8 protein-coding genes are annotated in these 22,467 nt (G+C 71.1%); 1 reads left to right on the top strand and 7 read right to left on the bottom strand.

Translation table 11 applies throughout. The features are described 5' to 3' along the window. Positions 1-38 precede the first annotated feature (38 nt). On the top strand, positions 39-668 hold the full coding sequence (locus tag OG734_RS02430; protein ID WP_330285795.1) for a MerR family transcriptional regulator: 630 nt from the start codon (positions 39-41) through the stop codon (positions 666-668). A 6-nt stretch (positions 669-674) separates the two neighbouring features. On the opposite strand, the gene OG734_RS02425 is transcribed toward OG734_RS02430, so the two are convergent. The 7 genes from OG734_RS02425 to OG734_RS02395 all read right to left on the bottom strand — a co-directional run bounded on the left by OG734_RS02425 (position 675) and on the right by OG734_RS02395 (position 22,317). After that, a complete protein-coding gene (locus tag OG734_RS02425) occupies positions 675-1,964 on the bottom strand; it encodes an NAD(P)/FAD-dependent oxidoreductase (protein ID WP_330285794.1) in 1,290 nt (429 codons plus the stop codon). A 17-nt stretch (positions 1,965-1,981) separates the two neighbouring features. After that, positions 1,982-2,692, bottom strand: coding sequence for a 4'-phosphopantetheinyl transferase family protein (locus OG734_RS02420; RefSeq protein ID WP_330285793.1), 711 nt, complete (start codon positions 2,690-2,692; stop codon positions 1,982-1,984). A 12-nt stretch (positions 2,693-2,704) separates the two neighbouring features. Further along, positions 2,705-4,495, bottom strand: coding sequence for an acyl-CoA dehydrogenase (locus OG734_RS02415; protein WP_330285792.1), 1,791 nt, complete (start codon positions 4,493-4,495; stop codon positions 2,705-2,707). A 16-nt stretch (positions 4,496-4,511) separates the two neighbouring features. Then, a complete protein-coding gene (locus OG734_RS02410) occupies positions 4,512-6,302 on the bottom strand; it encodes an acyl-CoA dehydrogenase family protein (RefSeq protein ID WP_330285791.1) in 1,791 nt (596 codons plus the stop codon). Next, entirely contained in the window at positions 6,299-7,915 is a 1,617-nt protein-coding gene (locus OG734_RS02405) for a PfaD family polyunsaturated fatty acid/polyketide biosynthesis protein (protein WP_330285790.1), read from the bottom strand. The genes OG734_RS02410 and OG734_RS02405 overlap by 4 nt, the downstream gene beginning before the upstream one ends. Before the next feature lie 26 nt (positions 7,916-7,941). Continuing rightward, positions 7,942-15,249, bottom strand: coding sequence for a beta-ketoacyl synthase N-terminal-like domain-containing protein (locus OG734_RS02400; RefSeq protein WP_330285789.1), 7,308 nt, complete (start codon positions 15,247-15,249; stop codon positions 7,942-7,944). An 84-nt stretch (positions 15,250-15,333) separates the two neighbouring features. Next, positions 15,334-22,317 (bottom strand): SDR family NAD(P)-dependent oxidoreductase, encoded by a 6,984-nt coding sequence (locus OG734_RS02395; protein ID WP_330285788.1) that lies wholly within the window; start codon positions 22,315-22,317, stop codon positions 15,334-15,336. Positions 22,318-22,467 lie beyond the last annotated feature (150 nt).

The raw sequence follows: 22,467 nt of genomic DNA, 5'->3' as shown, positions 1-22,467 counted from the left end.
CAGTAGAGGTATCCAATGACCAGAGCGGAGCCCGACCGATGCGCATGTCCGAGCTGAGCCGCCTCAGTGGCGTCTCTGTCACGACGATCAAGTACTACCTCCGTGAAGGTCTCCTCCCGGCCGGCCGCCAACTGTCGGCGACGCAGGCCGAGTACGACGAGAACCACCTGCGCAGACTCCGGCTGATCCGCGCCTTGATCGGCGTACGAGGCCTGTCCGTCAGCACCACCCGGGAGGTGCTGGGCGCTCTCGCCGAGCACACCGCGGACGCCCACCGCTTCCTCGGGCTCGCACTCGGGGCGATCAGGCTGACCGACGAGACCGAGACCGACTCCACGGAATCGGCCGAAGTCGACGCAATGATCGAGGAGTTGGGGTGGAGCGTGCACAAAGCCGCCCCTGCCCGTTCCACCCTGGCCGAGACCCTCGCCTCACTGCGCACCCTCGGCTCACCACTGGAGTGGCGGGTGCTCCTGCCGTACGCCCGGCTGGCCGAGGAGACCGCGGTCCTCGACCTCGACCAACTGGACGGAATCGGGGACCCGTTGGAGGCCGCCGAGCGCGCTCTCCTGCTCACCGTCCTCCTGGAACCCGCGCTCATGGCGCTGCGGCGCATGGCCCAGGAGAACGAGTCGGCCCGGCGGCATACGGACGCGACGGACAACTGACCTGATCTACCGGCCCAGTTCACGCAGCAGCTGGGCCGCAGCCTCCTTTCCGGCGGAGAACGCGGCCTCGTGGGAGCCGATCTGGTCGTGGTACTGCTGCTTGGAGTGGAAGTACGAGCCGCACAGCTTGACCCGGGGCCCCTCGTTGACCTCGTAGATGGTCTGCTGGGCGCGGCGCATCGCCATGTCGAGGACCGGGTGCTCGTAGTGGAAGGTGCGGATGACGCTGTCCTCGGCGACCGGCAGCGGGTAGTCGAGTGTGACGAAGTAGTCGGTCTCCGACTCGAAGCCGTGCAGCTTGTTCATGTAGTAGGCCACGTACGTGCGGAGCTTCCCGTCCACCGTCACCTTCCCGTAGTTCCACGCCTCCCACCGGGACCGGTCACCCGGCATCACGGAGGGATCGGTGTGCAGGATCACCGTGGAGGCGTTGTAGCGCAGCGGCGCGAGCAACTCGCGCTGGCGAGCGGTGGGGTTCTCCAGCAGAGCGCGGGTCACATCGGCGTGCGTGGCGAGCACCACGTGGTCGAATCGCTCGGAGCCCGCCACGGTCCGCACGGTGACCCCGTCCTCGTCCTGGTGGATCCCGGTCACCGGCTCCGACAGTCGTACCTTCGGGTCGATCGCGGCAAGTACCTTGCGGACGTACGAGATGGAGCCGCCGCCCACGGTCCGCCAGTCGACGCGACGGCCGCCGAGGCCGCTCTCGTCGTGGGCCATGAAGAACGCGATCACGGTCGTGGCCGGCATCTCCCAGACCAGTTCGGCGGGCACCGACCACACCGCGCTGCACAGCAGGATGAAGTAGCCGTGACGGAACTCCTGGCTGTAGCCGCCCCGGTCGAGGTACTCGCCCATCGGCATGTCGGTGCGCTTGCGGAAGAAGTCCCGGCGCCCCTCCTCGTGGAAGCGGCGGGCCTCGCGCCAGATGGTCTGGAACGCCTCCGGATAGCGGGCGCGCACCTCCTCCTCCGGCAGGTCCATCTCGTCGCTGCCGTACTGCACCCCCTCGGTCAGGTCGAAGAAGTTGAAGCCGCTGAGCAACTGCTTGGGTTCCACGCCCAGTTCGTCGAAGAAGCCGCTGAGATTGGGGTAGGCGGGGCGGTTGAAGACGACGAACGCGGTGTCGATGCCCAGGACCCGGCCCGCGTCCTGGACCTCGACAGTGTTGGCGTGGCCGCCGTAGTGGTCCTCGCGTTCGAACAGGGAGATCTCGGCGTGCTCGCGCAGGGCGTAGGCGGCGGAGAGGCCGGCGACGCCACCGCCGACGACGGCGATGCTGGGCTTGGCGGACATCGGGTGCTCCTTGGGATTCAGTGGGTGAGCGTGGTGGTGGTCAGTCCGCCCGGCACGCCCTCTTCGGCGGCGACGGCCACCACATGGCCGGGACTCGGATGGATCAGGTCGAACTGCCAGCGCTCACGTGCCGGTTCGGGCTCACCGGTGTCGTACAGACGGATGCGTCCGCCGGTCAGGCCGGTGAAGGCGATCGTGGACAGGTCCCGGCGCAGGCCCGTGCCGAGCGCTTTGAGGTAGGCCTCCTTGAGCACCCAGTAGGCAGCGATGTGTTCGGGCCGTACGGCGTCCGGGACGGCGGCCAGTTCCATGCGCTCCCGGTCGGCGAAGAAGCGGGGAAGGTGCACGACCGCGTCGGACCTGGCCGGTGAGCGTTCGGCGTCCACCCCGCAGGCCCGGCCGCCGTCGGTGACCACGCAGGCGGTCAGTCCGTCGGTGTGGGAGAGGTTGAAGCGCAGCCGGTGCTCCGCGGACGGCTCGGGCTCCGGTCTGCCGTCCGAAGCGGTGTGGAAACGCCAGGAGTTGAGCGGCAGGCCGGTGCGGGAGCTGAGCGCGTGCCGGGCCAGCAGCCGGGCGGCCAGCCGACGCAGCCGTTCGGGCGGCGCGAGGACACGCTCGCACCGCTCGCGTTCGGCCGCGTCGAGCAGGACCGGACCTCCCGTGCGCGCGATGAACGCCTCGGCGGCCGAGTCCGGCAGCAGCCACAGATGGCGGTCGGGGTTCGGCATCCGGCCCTCCGGTCAGAGCCCGGCGGCGGGCAGCTCGCCGCGATCAGCGAGGGGGAACTGCCAGTACGAGAACAGCCGGTTCTCCCGGTGCAGATGCCGCAGCACCCGCATCACGTCATCGACGACACCGGCGTCGGTGACGGCTTCGTGAGGACGCAAGTGCCGTCGTACACGCTCCAGTTGGAGGAGGAGCAGCGCACCGCTGGGCAGCGGGTCCTCCAGTGCGGCGGCGGAGTGGACGTACGTGTGCACGCAAGCGGCGGCGGCGTGCAGTAGGCAGTACTCCTTGGCCAGATCGAAGAGTTCGGCCGATTGGCCGTGCTCCCGGCCCAGCGACGCTTTGAGCGAGGTGACCCGCTCGCGCAACGAGTCCGCCCCGGCGAGGAGTTGCTCCGCCGTGTCCGCAGCCCGAGTCAGCCGGTCACGCTCGTCGCGCTTGGCCTCCCCGGCCAGCCGGCGCAGCCGTACGAGCGCGGCGGGCGCGGCGAGGAGGGCGTCGTCCCGGCCCCGGCTGTACAACTCCTGGTCCCAGGGCCGGTACAGGGGCAGCTCGCGGTCGATGCCGAAGAGTACGGCCGCACGTTCGCCGGCCTCGTCGCGGAGTCCCTGGTCGGCGGTCGCGGCCGTGGCCAGGAGCCCGTCGAGCTGCAGCGCGATGTTCTTGAGGTTCACGACGGTGTTGCCGTCGGCGAAGTTGGCGACGGGCAGATCGCGCAGCATCTTCTGGTGGATCGCGTAGTGCGGATGGTCGCGGAGATAGAAGCGCGCTCCGAGTACTACGTTGAGCTGGGAGAAGGTGCGCTCCAGCAGCGTCGGTACGAAGTACTTGACGACGGACGACCACACGCTGGTCTGTTCCGGCACGACCTGCAGGGCCCGCACCGCGCCCAGACTGACCGCGTCGGCGACCATCAGATCCGCGAAGCACTCCACCAACTGGCGTCGGGAGTACGGGACATCACTGACCGTACGGCCGAAGACCGTCCGCCCCTCGGTGAAGTCGAGCGTGACCCGCAGCCCGGTGTCCACGGCCGACAGGGCTATGCCGCTGATGAGGGCGCGGGCCGTCTGTGAGGTCTTGAGCGCGATCTCCAGGCCCTGTCCCTCACGGCCGAGCAGTGCCGAGTCCGGCACGAAGACCCGGTCGAGCCGGAAACCGCTCATGTCGAGCCCGCGCAGTCCGTGCATGCGCTCCCGCGGCAGCTCGTCCACGGTCCCGGCCGGGGTCTGTCGTTTGTCGAGGACGAAGACGGAGTAGCCGCCGGGGCCGCCCCGAGGGTCGGTGCGCGCATGGATGGTCAGCCCGTCGGCGACCCGGCCGTTGCCGATCAGCCACTTCTCCCCGGTGAGGAGATAGCCGCCGTCCGTCTTCTCGGCGGTCATCTCGTTGGCGAGCAGATCACTGCCGTGCCGTCGCTCGGACAGGCCCCAGGCGTAGCGATTGCCGCTGCGGATGGAGTCCACCATCGCGCGCTTCTGGTCGTCGGTTCCGGCCACCCAGGCCGGCATGAAACTGAGGCTGGTGATGATGAACGCGGTCGCGGTGGTCGGATCCCGGCGGGCGATCAGCCGCATCAGGTTGAAGCCGATCTCCACATCACCCGCCTTGCCGCCCTGGGCACGGGGGAGTGAGTGGTCCAGGGCGCCCCAGCGTTGGAGAAGGTTCACGAACTCGTAGGGATAGTCCTCGCGTTCGTCGTATTCGAGGACGCGGGCGTACGGCATACGGCTGGTGGGGTCGTGCGGGTCGCCCAGGTGGCGTTCCAGCCGCCCGGCCAGCTCCGTGAGGTCCGACTTCGGCACGGGAATCTCCCAACGGTCAGTGGTCGGCGGCTGGTTCGGGGGCGAGTTCGGTGTGCGGTGCAAGTTGTTCCGGGTGTGCGCAGAAGAGGCGGTTGCGGGTGTGCAGTTCCGTGGTGATGTCCAGGGCGGGGAGGAGGGCGGGGGCCTCCCGGCGCGGGTCGGTGCCGTCCGCTCGGGCGAGGAGGTAGGCGAGGCAGGCGGCGAGCCAGCGGGTGTCGCCGGGTGGCGCCCCGAACAAGGGGCGGGTGGGGTTGGCCCACCAGAGGAGGAGGCAGCAGGCGGCGGCGTGTAGGTGGGCGAAGCGGTCCGCCAGATCTACGAGGCCTGTGTCTCGGTCGGCCGTCGTTGTGTCTTCCGTGAGTTTGGTGAGGGCGGTGGTGAGGCGGGTTATCAGGGCTGCGGTGGTTTGGTCGCCGTGGTCTGTGAGGGTGGTTGTTGCTTGGGGTGCGATGTCGAACAGGGCTGTGGTTATGGGGGACTTGCCTCGGGCGGTCAGGTCCAGGTGTTCGGGGGTGTACGGGGGGAGGGGTTCGGTGAGATCGAAGACGGCGCGTATGAGGTCGGTGTCTTCCCGCCGTGGGGGGTGGGGTGTGTTGGCGGGTGCTGCGCTGTCGTGGCTGTTCGCGCAGTTCCCCGCGCCCCTGGGGTGGTTGCTCTGGGCCAGGGTGGGAAGTTGAGCGGCGTATGCGCGGAGGTTTGCCAGGGTGCTCGTGTCCACCACCCTCACCATTGCCGTGTCTCGCTGGAGTTTCTGGAACAGGCCGTCGCCCGGGCCCTCCGTGCGGAGTACCGAGCGGGTGGCCAGGACCGTGGCACAGCGGCGGATCAGGTCCTCGGTGTTCTCCGCGACCACGTGCTTCGCGGCGCAGCCCCAGACGCTGAACACCTCCGGGAACACATGGATGCCCCGCGCGGCGGTCAGCGCCGTGACGTCCGCCGCCAGGAGCGCGGCCGACGCGACCGCCAACTCCCGTCTGGGGTACGGGGATTCGCGTACCGTTGTGCGGCCGACCTGACGGGCCGTCGCGAAGTCCAGGGTCAGGCGCAGGGCCGTGTCGGCGCAGCCGAGGCTGCCGGCCATGCTCATCACCCGGACCACCTGCTGAGCCTTCATGACCGACTCCAGCGCCTGGCCCTCGTGACCCACCAACGCCTCGGCGGGGACCGGGAAGCGGTCGAAGCGGAGGTGGGCGAAGTCGATGCCACGCATGCCGGAGGTGGGAACGGCCCGGCTGCGCTCGACGTCTTTGGGCAGGTCGAGCAGCACCGCCGAGAACGCGCCCGGCCCCCGCCCGCCCGTCCGCGCCACCAGATACAGGGCCTCGCAGCGGCGGCCCAGGCCCACCATCCACTTCTCGCCCGTCAACTCCCAGCCGTCCGCGGCCGGTTCGAGGCGGACGGTGTTGGCGAGCAGATCGCTGCCATGGTCGGCCTCCGACAGGGCGAAGCCCACCGCGCCTCCCCTGCCGAGGATCTCCGCCACGTGTTTCTGCTGCTCCGGCGAGCCGTGCAGCGCCAGACAGGTCGCCGCGGTGATGCCGAACATGGTGCCCGGCATGATGTTCAGGTCCCGGCGGGCGGCGGCGCGGACCACGACCATGCTGTGCTCGAAGGACTCGAACCGGCCGCCCCATTCCGTAGGCAGGTAGTTGAGGTGGAAGCCGGCCTCGCGCAGCGCACCGCACAACTCCTCGGGGAACGCGTCCTGTTCGTCCCGGCGGACGGCCGCCGCGAATCCGTACGGGTTGTCCGCGTCGTACGGATCGCCCAGCAGGCGCTCGATCTCCTCAACGGTCGGCGCGCTCATCGGGACCCCTCCAGCTCCACCTGCGGTTCCAGGGGAACGGGACGGTAGTCGGCCGCCGACGCCGGAATCCGCACACCGGAGACGCGCAGGTGGGCCAGGCGGGTGTGGAACGCGGCGCCGCGCATGAGGTGGTGGGCCACGTCCGCGACCCGGCGATTGCCCGGAGCCTTGAGATAGCTGGCGGTGACCCAGTCGTTGAACGCGCCCATCGCCGGGCCGCACCACACCTGGTAGTCGAGAACACGGTCCGGGTCGCCGACCGTCGACCAGCGGGACGCCATCCCGAGATACCAGCGGAACACCAACGCCATCCGCCGCTTCGGGTTCTCGGCGGCGCGGGCCACCTGTTCGGGATCACGCCGGCCGAAGTAGCCGACGCACTCCTGCCAGACGTCCTCCAGCGGGCGGCGCAGGATCTGCTTCTCCAGGCGGTCGCGTTCGCTGGCGGGCAGCGACTCCAGGCCGTCGTACGTCTGGTACAGCTCGTACAGCCGCTTGGCGCGCATCGGGAACAGGGTGCCCTTCTTCAACACCTGGAGTTCCACGCCCATTTCGAACATGTCGGCGGCCGGCGCCATCTCGCAGTCCGCGATGCCCGCGTCTGCCAGCAGTGCCTTCGTCGGCTTCGACGCGCCCGACTCCACGCACGACTGGTTGACCGACCCGGTGACCACATAGGCGGCGCCCATGGTGAACGCGGCCGCGATGGAGGAGGGACACCCGAGGCCGCCTGCGGCGCCCACCCGGATCGGGGTGGGGTAGCGGTGGTCGTGCTGCACGGTGTCGCGCAGCCGGAGGATCGTCGGGAGGAGGGCGGTGATCGGGCGGCGGTCGGTGTGGCCGCCCGAGTCGCCCTCGACCGTGATGTCGTCGGCCATCGGGACGTACTTCGCCAGGTCCGCCTGCTCGGCGGTGATCAGACCCTCGGAGAGGAGGGCGCTGACGACGGCCGCAGGCGCGGGGCGCATGAAGCGTTCCGCCGTCTCGGGGCGGGAGATCTTCGCGATGAGACGGTGTGCGGCGACGACCTCCCCGGCCGGGCCGCGGCGCAGGCCGGCCAGCCGGTAACGCACCACGTGCGGGCTGAGGCTCATGAAGGCCGACGCCTCCACACACCGCACCCCGTACCGCAGGAAGAGTTCCACGGCCTCCCGCTCCAGGCGCTCCTCGCTCGGACTGTGGATCAGATTCACCGCGTACGGCAGTCCCGGGATCTCGGCGGCGAAGCGGGTGAGCGCCTTCTCGATGGTCTCGGGCAGCAGGCCGGCCGCCCCGTAGGAGGCGAGGAAGCCCTCTCTGGCCAGGGCGATCACCAGGTCGGCCGAGGCGATGCCGCCCGCCATCGCGCCCGCCATATAGGCGTACCGGACGCCGTGCGCGGCCAGGAACGCGGGGGAACCGAGGGCGCGTGGAGGCAGTGGAGAAGCGGCGGCCAGGAGGGGGAACCCCTCGCCCGGTGTGGCCCGGCCGCCGGAGACGGCACCGATGCCGGTCGGCGTGCGGACGACGAAGGCGGGCCGGTCGAGGTCGGCGAGGGACTGGTAGATGCCGGCCGGGTCGGTGCCGGGACTGCTGTCTCCGTACCACCGCAGAGGAGTGGTCTGGGTGTGCATGGTCGGGGTCGTCTCCTCTGAGCCGGTCAGGCCCGGTCGCGGATGGTGTCGGGGCTGACCTCGATGGCCACGTCGGTGAGTTCGTAGATGCGCAGCCCCGGCTTCCACAGGTCGGCGTCCGCGATCACCACGAGCCGATCACCGTCCCGGCGGACCTCCTTGACGTGGACGTCGAAGCTCAACTCCCCGTCGTGGCGCAGGATCTGGCCCCGGTACTTCCAGCTCGTCGGCACGTCCACGGCGAGACCGAACCGGGGGTTCTCGATTCCCTGGGCGAGGCCCTGTTCCAGGACGAACAGGCGCAGCCCCTGGAGGATCGCCTCCACTCCGAGCGAGCCGGGCATCACCGGGTCGCGGTGGAAGTGGCAGTCGAAGTACCACTCGTCGGGCCGGACCTGGCGGTATCCATGGAGGTACCCGGCGCCGTGCCTGCCGCCGTCCGTCACCAGGTCGACGTGGTCGACGAGGTGGTAGTGGCCGCCGGGCAGGTGCAGTCGGCCGCCGGTCGGGTCGGTGAACGCGGGCGCGTCGTCGGGGAGTTCGATACGGCGGATGCGGGAGGCGGCCGGCTTCTCCTGCTCGATCCAGGGCGCGACGTACGTTCCGTTGTCCAGGCCCACCTGGTTGGTGAGCGCGGCCTCGCTGAAGTAGCCGAACAGCGACTCGCCGGTGTAGAAGACCTCGCCGTCGGCGGAGAGTTCGTACTTGAAGTTCTGAAGTACCGCACCGGACACGGCACTTGTCATCAGCAGCGTGGAGTGATGGCGGATCGTCCGGCCGCGCAGGTCGATGTCCTTGACGTACGTCGCTTTGCCGTCGAGGTTGCGGATCGAGTACTCGGTCTCGGGCTGCTTCAGCGTGGCGCCCAGGTAGTAGCCGTTGAGGATGGCCGCCTGGAGGGAGGTCTCCATCAGCACGCAGTTCGGCAGGTGGGGATGCGCGTTCTCGCGGTAGTACCAGGCGTCCGCCGGTGAGTCGTACTCCGTCACCATCTCCGCGCCCGGCTTCAACTCACCGCGTTTGCCCGTGAGTTGCATGATCCGGTCCACGAACTGGAAGTCCCCGTTGGGGATGTACGGGGCCCTGCTGTCCTTGTACACGTCGAACTCGGGGCCCATCGCCGTACCGAGGTCGCCCTTCGCGGCGTGTGCCAGATGGAGTTCGTTGATCAGCGCGGGCTCACCGGCGCGGTTTCGGCGGCCGAGGAACTCCGGGATGCCGCCGGGGCCGGCCCGGTACGGCGTACCGTCCTTCTCGCGGATCTGGATACCGAAGTTACGCATCCGGATCACCGGCTTGTCGCCCAGGTACACGAGGATGTCCGCGACGACGGAGGGACGCGGCAGCAGCGTCAGCTCCATGACCTCGATCTCGTACCGGATCTCCCGGTGCTGCGGCGTGATCTGGCCACGCACCTGCACCTCCGTCTCCAGCCCGACGATCGTCTGGAAGCGGGCATCGGGCAGCACCAGATGCATGCCCTGGTGGAGCAGGTACGCCTGGAGGGTCTGGACGGCACCCTCCGCCACCATCGACCCGGCCAGCACCGGGTCGTCGGGGAAGTGGCACTCGAAATACCAGGCGTCCGGCTCCAGCCGCTTGTGAGCGGTGATCGCACCGAGCCCGCGAGGCCCGCCCGTACGGTCGATGAGGATCTCGTCGACCATGCGCAGCCGTGCGTCGGGCAGCCGCAGCGCCGGGTTGAGGCCGGCGTCCTGGGCGTGATGCGGCCCGAACACCTCGCCGGGCTTCCCCGCTGCCAGCAACTCCAGGTCGGCGGCGGTGAGCCGGTTCTTCTCGGTGTCGGCCAGCGGCTTGAAGGAGGTCCTGGTCAGCGCGGCGCGGCGCTTCCTGTCCCGTTCGGTGACGACGACGCCCAACGGCGTGTCGAGTTCGGCCTGAGTGAAGAACCCGGCGCTGGCGTCCTTGAGTTCGAGGATCAGCTCGCCGTCGGCGTAGCAGAGGTAGCTGAAGAAGAAGAGCGTGGTGTCGCCCTGGCGGATGAATCGATTGATGGAGATGTCGTAGCGCAGGGTCTGGCCGGTCCTCGGCAGGTCGCCGTGGAAGACGAGGGTGCTGTCGAGGAGCCGGTAGACCCGCTCGCCCTTGTTGCGGAAGTCGATGCCGAGATAGCTGATGAGCAGCAGGTCGCACTGTCCCGCCTCGATGGCCACGGCCGGCGGCACCCCACCGTCCACCGCGTACCAGGCGTCCTTCGGCACGTCGTACTCGGTGCGGATGAACGAGGGTTCGTAGACGCCGGTCTCCGCCCGAAGGTCGGTGACCCGGGTGACGAAGTGGTACGGGGGTGCGGGCAACCGGACGCGCTTCGCGTAGCCGTCGATAGCCGCGAACTCGGGGCCGAACACGTCCGTGATCCGGCCGGTGGCGAAGGCGAGGAGCTGCGCCTCGTCCCAGATGACACCGGGGGCCTTGGGGGGATGGGCGGGTTGGGGCGCGGCTTCGATGGCTGCGGGCGGCGGCGGGCCGCTGGGGAGAGCGGGCGGGGGCAATGGCGGGGCGGCGGGCGCCGTGGCGGGCGCGGACCCGAAGGCCGCTTCGAGCAGCGCCTCCGTACGGGCCAGGGTGTTCTCCTGGAGGACGCGCTGCGTCTCCATCACCACCGAGTGCGTGGCCACCATCTGCTGCCGAATCTCCCGTACGAGATCGCCGGCGGCGCTTCGCGACGACCACCCGGAAGGCGGGGCAGCGACGGGCGTGTGAGCTGGTGTCGGTGCGACGGGGACGGCGGGTACGGGTACGACGGACGGGTGGACGGGCGCCGGAGTCGGTGCGGCCGGTTCCGTCCAGGGCAGGAAGGCGATCGGTTCGCCGTCGAAGGTGATGACCTCGATGTCGTCGAGGCTCGGGTCGGCGGGCATCGGGGCGGGTACCTCCAGGTCGGCCGCTGTACGGGCGGGTCGGGCGTCCTTGACATCAACTGCCGTGGGAACAAGCTCCGTTGAGCCGTACACGGCAACCGCGCCGACAGTTGCGGGCTCGGCGCACGCAGCGGTGGCGAGGACCGGCGAGGCCGCCGCCACCCGCGCCGCGATGCCCGCCGGGATGGGCACGCCGCCGCCGACCGGTACCCGCAGCCGGGCCGGTCGGGCGGCCGGCGCCGGCTCCGGACCGAGCAGTGCCGCCAGGTCCACCGGCAGCCCGTGCGCGGCGAGCCGGGCCGCCAGCTGGGCCACGGAGCGCGCGGCGGGGACACCGCGCCGGTTCACCGGCATCGCCACGTGCTCGGCGTCGCCGAGGGTGTCGTGCACCCACCGGGTGCAGGTGGCGCCCGGACCGACCTCGACGAAGTACCGGAAACCCCGGTCGTACGCGGTGCGCACCAGACGCGGGAAGTCGATCGCGGCGCGCAGGGTCCGCGCGATCCGCCGGGCCACCTCCGAACGCTCCAGCTCGGGCACGCAGCCGTAGTCGTACGCGCTCAGCAGATCGAGGTCGCCCGGCGAACCCGTCGGATGGTCGTTGAGTTCGGCGAGGCCGGCCAACTCCGCGTCCACCACCGGGCAGTGCATCACCGAGCCGACCGGGGAGCGCGCCGACGGGCAGCCCAACTCCTTTATCAGAGACCGGCATTGCGCCGGATCACCCGCGATCACCGCCTCGCGCGGGGTGTTGACGTGCGTCAGGAACACTTTGTCGTAGGGGGTGTTGGTGCGGGAGAGCGCCGCCGTGATCAGGTCCGCCGACTCCAGCAGCACAAAGCTGCCCCACACGGCCTCGTCCGGTGTGTCCTTGGGCAGTTGCCACAGCTCGCGCACGGTACGGCGGGGCCCGGACAGCCGGTCGCGGAACAGGGGAGTGGCGCTGATCCGGTCGTCCCGGCGCGCCGAACGCTGCCAGCCGCCGGTGGCGAACAGCATGCTGCTCTCGCCCAGGCTGTAGCCGAACGCGCCGTGCGCGCGCACGCCGAGAAGCTCGCGCACCAGGTCGGTGTAGAGGATCGCGAAGGTGGTGCCGGTGGCGAGCATGAACGGGATGTCCTCGCCGAGCCGGCCCTCCAGCGCCATCAAGTCCCGCCGGTCAGGGGTGACCTGGGCGCGTGGGTAGAGCTGGGCCGCGCGGAAGAGCCGATCCGGGTCGGCGGCCTCGGCCTCGAAGGCGTCGAGCAGGGACGGGAAGGCGCGGAAGAAGTCCTGGCCCAGACCCGGATACGAGTTGAACGCGCCCGGATAGACCAGCGCCACCTTCCCCTCCGGACCGATCGGCCGCGGCGCGAAGCAACTCCCTGCCGGGGTCGTCCACTCCTCGCCCTTCGCAGCCGCGCCAGGCAGGTCCCGCGCCGCCAACTCCAGTTGGGCAACCAGCTGTTCGGCGTCACGGCCGACCAGGACGACACGCAGCGCGCTGCCCGGCAGTTGTTCGGCGGCGGTCCGGCCAAGGCGGTACGGATCGGCACCCTCGGCCAGGAGCTTCACATGCCGGTCCATCTCCGCGAGCAGCCCGTTGACGTCCGGCGCGCCGAGCGGCAGCAGCACCGGGCCGCCGGCCTTGTGCCAGTCACTGCGGGCCACGTCGCCCCGGGTGCGGTCGGCGGACAGCACTACTTGGGCGTGGGCGCCGTCCGAGCCGATGGCACTGACGGCCGCGTACCGGCGTACGCCCTGTGCACCGCGCAGCCAGGGCCGGGAAGCGTCCGGTACGTGGAACGCCGAGGCGGTGAAGTGGTCGGACAGTTCCGCCGCGGGCCTGCGCCAGCCGGGTGACCCGGGGACGTAGGCGTGGTGCAGACACAGCACGGCGCGCAGCAGGCCCGCCATCGCGGCGGCGGTCTGCGTGTCGCCGAGCTGTGACTTGGCGCTGCCCAGCGCGACCTCGCCGGAGCCCGCCGGGTACACCAGGGCCAGCGCCGCCAGTTCGGCCGCGTCCTGGCCGGGGGTGCCGCCCGCGTGGGCCTCGACGTAGCCGACGTCGGCCGGGCCGATGCCGGCGGCGGCCAGCGCGTCCCCGGCGGCCAGTGCGAGCGTGTTCGCGTCGGCCTCCGGCAAGGCACCCGCGACGGGCGCGGCGTGCCGTACGGCCACGGAGTCGATCCGCGCGTACGACCGCCTCTCTCCCGCGCCGGGACGCGTGACGACGACGGCACCCGCGCCCTCGCCGATCCGCCGGCCGCGCCGGCCCTCGCCGAAGCTCAGGCCCGCCCCGGACACCGGCTTGTCGCCCCGCAGCAGCAGGTTCTCCGGCGAGGCGGCGAGATCCACCGCGCCGACCAGCACTGCCTCGACACTCTCGTCCAGCAGCAGGAGTTGGGCGATCTGGAGCGCCTCGGCGGTGCCCGCGCCGTCGGACGAGACGGTGAACGCCGGGCCGGTGAGATTCCACAGGGAGGAGATCCGGCTGGCCATGACGTTGCCTATGTAGCTCAGCACCTCGTTGGCGACGATCGGCTCGTGGACGCTATCCCGGGCGACGGCGGCGACGGCGGCGAACTGCTCGTCCGTCAGCTTCAGCCCGGCGTCGTCGTACGCGCGGCGCAGGAAGTCGCCGAGCCCGTAACGGGCCAGGTGGAGATGGGCACTCGGCTCGATCTCCATGGCCACGACCACCGCGATCCGGCGCGGCTCGGGCGCCCTGCGGCCCGCCGGTACCGTCCGGTCGTATCCCGCGTCGCGCAGCGCCTCGTCGGCGACCTTCGACATCAGGGCGTGCTGGAGGTTGTAGTTGCGCAGGTCGGCCGGGGGGATGCGGTTGTCGGCCGGGTCGAGGTCGATGCGGTCCACGAATCCGCCCTCGGGCAGCGCCGTCCGGTGCAGCCCCGCCCGCTCCAGCGTGCCGCCCGTCGTGTCCTCCAGGCCCCGCCAGCGATGTTCGGGCAGCGGCTGGAAGGCGTCGGAGCCGTCGTGCAGGGCACGTTCGAAGGCGGTGATGCCGTCGAGGGTGCCGAAGTGCGCGCCGAGACCGATGACGTCCAGGGCGGGGGGTACGACGGGTGCCGCGCCTCCGGCTTCCAGGGCGTCCGGCTGCTGGGAGAGGACGACATGGGCGTTCGTACCGCCGAACCCGAACGCGGAGACCGCCGCCCGGCGCGGCCCCGGCCCGCTGTCGGGCCAGTCGCGCCCCGCGCGGACGACGGGCACCTCGCCCGCGGCCGGTGTGCTGAGCGGCCGGTCGATGCCGATCGTCGGCGGGAGATGCCCGTGCGCCATCGACAGGATCACCTTGAGGAGACTGCTCAGCCCGGCCACGGTCAGCAGATGACCGAGGTTGCCCTTCACCGAGCCGAGCGGCGGAACGGTGCCGCGAGTCCCGAACCAGGCGGCGACCGACTCCGCCTCCGTGCCGTCCCCGATGGGTGTACCGGTGGCGTGGCACTCCAGGTAGTCCACCTGCTCGGGCCCGAAACCGGCCTGGGCGTAGGCGAGTTCGTAAGCGCTGAGCTGTCCCGCCGGATTCGGTACGAGGAGATGGCGCCCGGCGCCGTCGTTCGACAGGCCGATGCCGTCGATCACCGCGTAGACGCGGTCGCCGTCAGCGATGGCGTCGGCGAGCCTGCGAACGGCGACCATGCCGGCGCCCTGACCGGTCAGGATGCCGGTGGAGCGGGCGTCGAAAGGCTGGCTGACGCCGTTCTGCGGATAGGCGTGCAGGTCGGAGAAGGAGAGGTGGATGAGCGTCGGGTCGGGCGCGCACACCCCGCCGGCCAGCACCAGGTCGGCCTGCCCGGCGGCGAGATGGTCGCAGGCCAGCTTCAGCGCGTACAGGGCCGAGGAACAGGCGGCGTCGAGGGCGTAACGGGGGCCGCCGAGGCCCAGGGCGGTGGCCGCGAGCCGGGCGGGGGCGCCGCTCACCCGGGCGTCCGCCGGGGACACGGTGGCCGGGTCGAGCAGCGGGCCCGGGTCGGGCGCCGGGTTGCCGGATCTGCGCAGGCCCTCCAGCACCGCTTCGTGGACGAGGGGCAGGCTGATGCGCGCCGAGGCCGGCGTGGGGAAGGAGTAGTCGCCGACCACCAGACCGGTGCGGGCCAGCAGTTCCGGGCGGTTGTCGTGACCGCTGTCCCGCAGCGCCTCGCGGGCCACATGCAGCGACCAGTGGAAGACCCGGTCGAGGCCGGCGAGATCCTCGGGGCGGAGAAGGAAACCGGTTGGGTCGAACTCGAAGCCGGTGACGAAACCGCCCCGGACACAGGTGATGGCGTGATCGGGATCCGGGGCCTGCATCCTGCTGTCGGCCGGCCCGGGACCGGTGGGGCCGAAGATCTCCGGGCCGCCCTCCGCGCGGCTGTCGACGCCGGCGCGGAGGTTGTCCCAGAACGCGCCGGGAGTGTCCGCCCCTGGGAAGAGGCAGGACATACCGACGATCGCGAACTTGCTGCTCATTGAGGCTGTTCCCTCCAGGGTTCCGGGGGCCCGGCGGGGGCCGAACAGGCCCTCCGCCGGGCGACCACCGGTCCGGTCGTCGGCTCAGCGGCTCGCGAACTTGGCGGCCAGCTGCGGGGTGGACACAAGGGAAACTCCTGTGAGCCGAGTCAACACCCGGCCGTCGGGAGTGCACGCCGTCACTGTGAGCGCAGCGGACATACGGTTCCCGCTTCCGCCCCCGTTCCCGTTGTGGCTTCCGTTCACAGAAGCCGCCTCCGGCTCCACCACCACGACGAACGGCTCCCCGTCCGGCAGCGCCTCGTACAGATCGACCCGCGCCACCCCCATCGGCAGACTCGCCGTGTCCCGGTGCAGCCGCATCCACACCAGCGCTGCCTGGAGCAGCAGATCGGCTGTACCGGGCGCGTACCGGCCCGTCCCGAACGCACCCCCCGCCGGCCGGTGTTCGGCCAACGCGCACTCCAGGACCAACCGGTCCTCGCCCGACGCAAGCACCCGCCGCAGCCCGCGCAGCGACGCCCCGTGGAAGAGCGTGCCGTCGGCGTAGAACACCTGCGCGTCACTGCCACCGCCCAGCGCGGGCAGCCCGGTCACCCGCCGTGGCACCTCGGTACCGGCGTCGCCCAGGATCACCCGGGCCGCGTAGTGCGGCCGTACGCTGCCGTCGACGCCGGTCGAACGGATCGCGACGTCGGCCTCGGCGCCGTCGGGCGTCGGATCGACCGAGAGCTGGAAAGGCCCGCCGACGCCACCGACACCGCTACCGCCGCCGACCGGGTCACCGTCGAAGACCACACCCTTGTGGACCGCGAAGTCCCGGACCTGCGCGACGACGCCGCCGGTCAGCCGCTCCACCGCACCCGCGGCCCAGCCGAGGGCGGCGGCGGCGGGCAGCACCGGCACGCCGCCGATCACATGGTCCGCCACGAGCGGATCGGTGACCAGACCGGCGAGATCCCGTTCCAGCACGGCCGGTGACGTCGGCGCGACGGATTCACGCGCCGACAGGGGCGTGGTCGGCCCGAGAACCGTGACCACGTCACCGGCCCGCTCGGGACCGAACTGCTCGGTGAACATCAGGGTTCCGGTCCCCACCGGGATGAGCGGGATGCCCCGCTCCTCGAACACGGCCTTGATCTGCGGCGACACCATGCCGCTGTCCCAGGCACCCCAGTTGAGGGCGGTCACCCGCGCCTCCGGGTGACCGCGCCGGAAGGCGCCGGCCCAGGCGTTGAGCACCTCGTTGGCCATCGCGTAGTCCGACTGGCCCCGGTTGCCGAAGAACCCGGCGACCGAGGAGAACAGCACAACGTGCCGCAACCGATCGGCGGACAGGGCGGCCACCACCGAGCGCAGTCCGCCCAGCTTGACCGAGAAGACCCGCTCGATCTCGGCCGCCTTCTTCGCGGAGATCAGCTGGTCCGCGAGCACACCGGCGCCATGCACGACTCCCGTGACGCGCTCCCGGTACGGGGCCAGCGCGGCGGCGGTCGCGGCGGCGTCGGCGATGTCCACCGCCACGTACTCGACCTCGCTGCCCGCCGCCCGGATCTCCGCGAGGGTCGAACGGACCTCGCGCTCACCGATCACGGCCTGGTACAGCTGCTCGACCCGCTTCGGGGTCGGCTTCTCGCCGGCCCGCTTCAACCGGTCCGCGGCGGCCGCCTTCAGGGCTGCGGCATCGGTCAGCCCACGCGCCCACTCCGGCTCCTCGCCGAGTGCCGTACGGCCGAGGAGCAGCAGGCCGGGCCGGTGCGCGGCGGCCAGGGCGACTGTGCAGCGGGCGGTGATCCCGCGTCCGCCGCCGGTCACGACAAGCAGGTCGGCGGGGGTGAGGGCGGGGGCCGACCCGGCCGGGCTCGCCCCCTGGCCGGCGGAGCGGCCAGGAGTGAGGTCGAGGGTGAGGGCGACCCGGCGGGTACCGTCGCGGCCCACCTGGACCGGTCCGGAGGCCGCGTCGTACACCTCCTCCAGGACCAGTTCCGCCGCCTCCGCCGAGCTCAGGGCCGGGGCGAGATCCACAGCCCGGCAGAACAGTTCGGGCGCCTCCACGGCCAGCGTCTTGACCAGACCGCCGACACCGCCGGCAGGCACCGCGTCCTCACTCACCCCACCCAGTCCGAAGGCCCCGTCGAGCCGGGTGACCGTGACGAACGCGGCCCGGTGACCGCTCCCGGCGGCCTCGGCGAGCGGGCCCACCGCGTGCTTGGCGACGAGCAGAGAGTGTGCCAGCCTGCGTACGCCCTCGGCCCAGGGCAGCTCACCGGCCGCCGCGAACCCGAGCACGAGATGCACCCGCTGGCCGCCCAACTCCTCGAACCGGGACGCGAGTTCACTTGCCCCCCAGCCGCTGAGGGGCAGATCCGCCGCCCCGGTGATCCGCTGAGCGACACCGGGCAGCCGCAGCACACGCACCCGCCAGCCGGTCGCTACGAGCCGCGCCGCCGCAGCCTCGGCGACCTCGCTGCCGTCATCGACGACCAGGGCAGCTGCGCCCAGCGGATAGGCGTCCACGAGCCGGTCCGGCGTCGGCAAGTCGGCAAGCGACGCCTGCCCACGGCCCAGCGCGGCCGGCACGGTGCCGGACACCGCCTCGGGGACCGCCCGCCGGGCTTGGGGGCCCACGGCAGGGGCCGGGGAATCGACCGGGCCGGACGGGACCCCGGACAGTCCGGCGACGAATCCCACGATGTCGCCCAACGTGCGCAGCTCCGCCAGTTGTTCGGGCCCGACGGGGGTGGGGCTCGGGAACTGTTCCTGGAGGACGCCCATGATTTCGACGCGTTTGATGGAGTCGATGCCGAGGTCCGCCTCGACGTCCATGCCGAGGTCGAGCATCTCGGCCGGGTAACCGGTCTTGGCCGCCACGACGTCGAGGAGGGCACCGCGCACGGCATCACCGTCGACAGCAGCGACAGTAGCGGCAGCCGCAGGAGCTGTAGAAGCAAAGGGAGTTGAGGCCGGAGCGCTCGAACCGCCGTGGAGATTCAGCATGAAGCCGACGATCTCGTTCAACGTGCGGAGTTCCGCGAGTTGTTCGGGTCCGACGGGGGTGGGGCTGGGGAAGCGTTCCTGGAGGACGCCCATGATTTCGACGCGTTTGATGGAGTCGATGCCCAAGTCCGCCTCGACGTCCATGTCCAGGTCCAGAGTCTCCGCCGGGTAGCCCGTCTTGTCCGACACGACACCGAGAAGCACGTCCGCCACGTCCTTCGCGCCGACCGCGGCCCGAGGGGCCGGGGCCGCGGCGGCAACCGGGGCCTGATGGACCCGAGGAGGCGCGCTGCTCGAACCGCCGAGACTGAGCACGAAGCCGACGATCTCGTTCAACGTGCGGAGTTCCGCGAGCTGTTCGGGTCCGACGGGGGTGGGGCTGGGGAAGCGTTCCTGGAGGACGCCCATGATCTCGACGCGTTTGATGGAGTCGATGCCCAAGTCAGCCTCCACGTCCATGCCGAGGTCGAGCATCTCGGCCGGGTAGCCGGTCTTCTGCGACACCACGTCGAGGAGCGCCGCCTGTACGTCGTCCGCTGTGACGGCGGTCGACGGCGGCTCGGCGGCAGCTGCGACCGCGGCAGGCGCAGGGGCGGGGAGAGAAGCAGGGGCAGGGGCGACCGGGGGCGCGACCGCAGCGGCCACCGGAGCCGCCGGAGGGACAACCGGCGCCGCGACCGCGGCCGTAGTCACTGGGGCGATGGTGGGCGCCACCGGAGCGGTCGGCGTCAGTGTGCCGATCTCCATCGACGCCAGGTCCCGCAGGATCTCGTTGGCCCGCAGATGCGTACGCCCGATGGCCAGCCCGTGCTCCTTCACGGTGGCGACTCCGGGGATCACCGCGTCGACCCGGCCCTGCTCGTCGGCCCGTTCCAGGATGCCCATCAGGCGCTGGGCGCTGTTCAGCTGGCCCTTGAGATAGTCGTCGTGCAGGGCCAGATGGTCGGCGATCAGTCCGGAGAGCCGGTCGGCGCCCGGGGCGGTTGTCCGGTCGTGTTCTTCCACTTCTTCCACGGGGCGGCTCTCCAGGATGTCGGCGGCTGGAACGGGCGGCGCGGCGGGCGCCAACGGGCGGGCGACCGGCCGTACGGCGACCGCGGTCGAGGCGGACACGGGCGCGGGCGAGGAAAGCGGCGATGTCCGGGGAGCGGGTGCGTTCGCGACACTCGGTACGGGCACGGCCTCCTGGCCGGTACGCGCGCCGACAACATCGCCGTCCTGTGCCACGTGCGCCACCCGGTAGCCGTTCTCCAGCGCCTCCCGGTACGCGTCCCGGCGGGCCTGCGGCACATGGTTGATGCCGTTGAGCGCTACCGTCATGCCCTTGGCCGGCTCGACGGCCACCGGGTCGGACACATAGCGGTCGTCTGTCGCCAACGGCAGCCCGAGTACGACGAGTTGGGCGATCGCCCGCTTCAACGCCGTGTCGGCGTCCCCGCCGCTGCCCGGGTCGAGCTGGACCGCGAAGTGCTCACGCTCGCCGAGGTTGCGACGGACCAGTTGGGTCAGCACTCCCTTGGGGCCGAACTCGACGAACGTACGGAAGCCCGCCGCGTACATCTCCTCGACCCGGTCGGCGAACTGCACCGGCTTGACGAGCTGCTCCACCAGCGTCCGTCGGTTGCCGTCGACGTCCGAACCGTAGGCGGCGTCGGGGGAGTTGGCGAACACCGGGCGGCGCGGTTCGACGATGCGCACATCGGCGACACCGCGGCCGAAGGCGTCGACGGCATGGGCGACGAACGGCGTGTGGAAGGCCGCCGACACCGGCAGCCGCAGAGCCCGTACGTCCGCCGCGCCCGCCGCCTCCACCAGCCGCTCCACGGCATCGGTGGCACCGCCGACCACCACCTGGTCCGGCGCATTGCGGTTGCAGACGGTCAACCCGGGGTGAGCGCCGAGGAGTTGTTCCACCTGCTCGGCGGAGGCGGTCACCGCGGCCATCGCGCCGGGGTCGAAGCCGGGCTCGGCGGGCGGTGCCATCGCGGCGCCCCGAGCCCGGGCCAGCGTGAAGTACGTGTCGTCGTCGATCGAGCCGGCCGCCCACAGCGCCGCCAGTTCGCCGAAGCTGTGGCCGAGGAACCCGTCGGCGTCGAAGCCCAGTTCGGCCAGATAGCGGAAGTGACCGGCGGCCAGCGCGCCGATGGCGGGCTGGGCGTACTGCGTGCGGCGCAGCGCGCTCTCCTGGGCCGCACGTGTCGTCTCGTCGAAGGCGGGCGGCGGGAACGCGACCCGGGACAAGGGGAGTTCGTGGTCCCCGAAGGCGGCGTTGGCCCGGTCGAAGGCCGCCCGCAGCGGGGGCAGCGCCAGGACCGCGGTCCGGCCGGGGGAGACGTACTGGCTGCCCTGGCCCGCGAAGAGCGCGGCCACCTTGCCGATCGGGGCGGCGGACCGGCGGAAGTAGATGCCCTTCGGGTGCGTCCAGGAGTCGGCCTCACCCCTGGCCCGCAGTTCGGCGACGGCGAGGGTGCGCAGCTCGGCGAGTTCCTCCTCGGTACGGGCCACCAGCGCGAGCCGTGGACTGGCTGCCGGGGGCGGGCCCGGCCTTGGCGGCGCGTCCTCTTCCAGCGCCCGTATCAGACTGTCCATGTCATGCTCATGCCATGCATGAATCCGGCTGACCGGGAACATCACCCGCAGGTCGTCCCCTTCACCGTGCTCCTCCAGGACCAGGTGGAAATTGGTGCCGCCGAACCCGAACGAGGAGACCCCCGCCCGCCGTTGCTGTCGGCGCGGGTCACGGATCCACGGGCGGGTCTGCGTACCGACGTAGAACGGGCTCTCGGGCCAGTCGAGCGCCGGGTTCGGGGTGTCCACGTTGATGGTGGGCGGCAGCAGCTTGTGGTGCAGGGCGAGTGCCAGCTTGATCATGCCGGCCGCGCCGGCCGCCGCCTTGGTGTGGCCGATCTGCGACTTCACACTGCCGACCGCCGCGAACTGCCTCTCCTCGGTGTGCTCCGACACCACCGCCGACAGCGCCGACAGTTCGGTGGCCTCGCCGACCGCCGTACCCGTGCCGTGCGCCTCGAACAGCTCGACCGAGGCCGGGGAACAGTCCGCGTCCTCGTACGCGCGGCGCAGGGCGGCCATCTGGCCCTCCTTGCGCGGGGCGTAGATGGACTTGAACCGCCCGTCGCTCGACGAACCGATGCCACGGATCACCGCGTAGATCCGGTTGCCGTCCCGCTCGGCGTCCGAGAGCCGGCGCAGGGCCAGCATGCCGATGCCCTCGCCGATGAGGGTGCCGTCCGCGTTCTCGTCGAACGGGCGGATGCGGCCGGCCTTGGAGAACGCGGGCGTCTTGCTGAAGCACAGGTACATGAAGATGGTGTTCTCGGCGTCGCAGCCGCCCACCAGCATCATGTCCGAGCGCCGCTCCAGCAGTTCACTGGCCGCGGCCTTCACCGCGCCCAGCGAACTGGCGCAGGCGGCGTCGATGGTCATGTTGGTGCCGCCGAGGTCGAGGCGGTTGGCGATCCGCCCGGCCACGACGTTGCCCAGCATGCCGGGGAAGGAGTTCTCCTCCCAGGGCGCGAACGCCAGCTTGAACTTCTCCGCGATCTCGTCGGCGTCCCGGTCCGAGAGGCCGCAACTGCGCACGACCTCCTTGAGTACGGGCGTCTGGAGCCGGGCCGACAGCGGCTGGGTCAGCTGGTTGGCGCCGGTCACCCCGAGCACGACCCCGGTCCGTGAGGCGTCGTACCACTGCTGGTCGGAGCCCGCGTCGCGGAGCAGATCGCGGGCCACGACCAGGCTCAACAGCTGGAGCACGTCGGTGACTTCGAGGGTGTTGGGCGGCAGCCCGAACTCCAGCGGGTTGAAGGGAACGGCCGGGATGAAGCCGCCCCGCTTGGAGTACGTCTTGTCGGGCGCGGCCGGGTCGGAGTCGTAGTGCTCGCCCACACTCCAGTGGGTCTCGGGCACGTCCTCGATGCAGTCGGTGGCGGAGACCACGTTGTCCCAGAAGGCGCGCAGATCACGCGACTTGGGGTACAGGGCGGACAGCCCGACGATCGCGATGGGGTCCCGGGCCAGCCGGCGGTCGAGTTCGGAAGGATGCGAAGCGTTCACGGGAGGCTCTCTTGGTCTGACGGCGGGGGACGCTCGCCCCGCAGCGGTTCGGTGGAACTGCACATGACGCACGAGAGGAAAAAGGGAGAAGGAGGAAGGGGAGAAAGGGAGAGAAGGAGACGCAGAGAATGGACCGGAAAAAGGGGGGAA

The organism is Streptomyces sp. NBC_00576 (genome assembly GCF_036345175.1).
In the GTDB taxonomy this organism is placed as follows: Bacteria; Actinomycetota; Actinomycetes; order Streptomycetales; family Streptomycetaceae; genus Streptomyces.
This window is presented reverse-complemented; position numbering and strand designations above follow the sequence as displayed.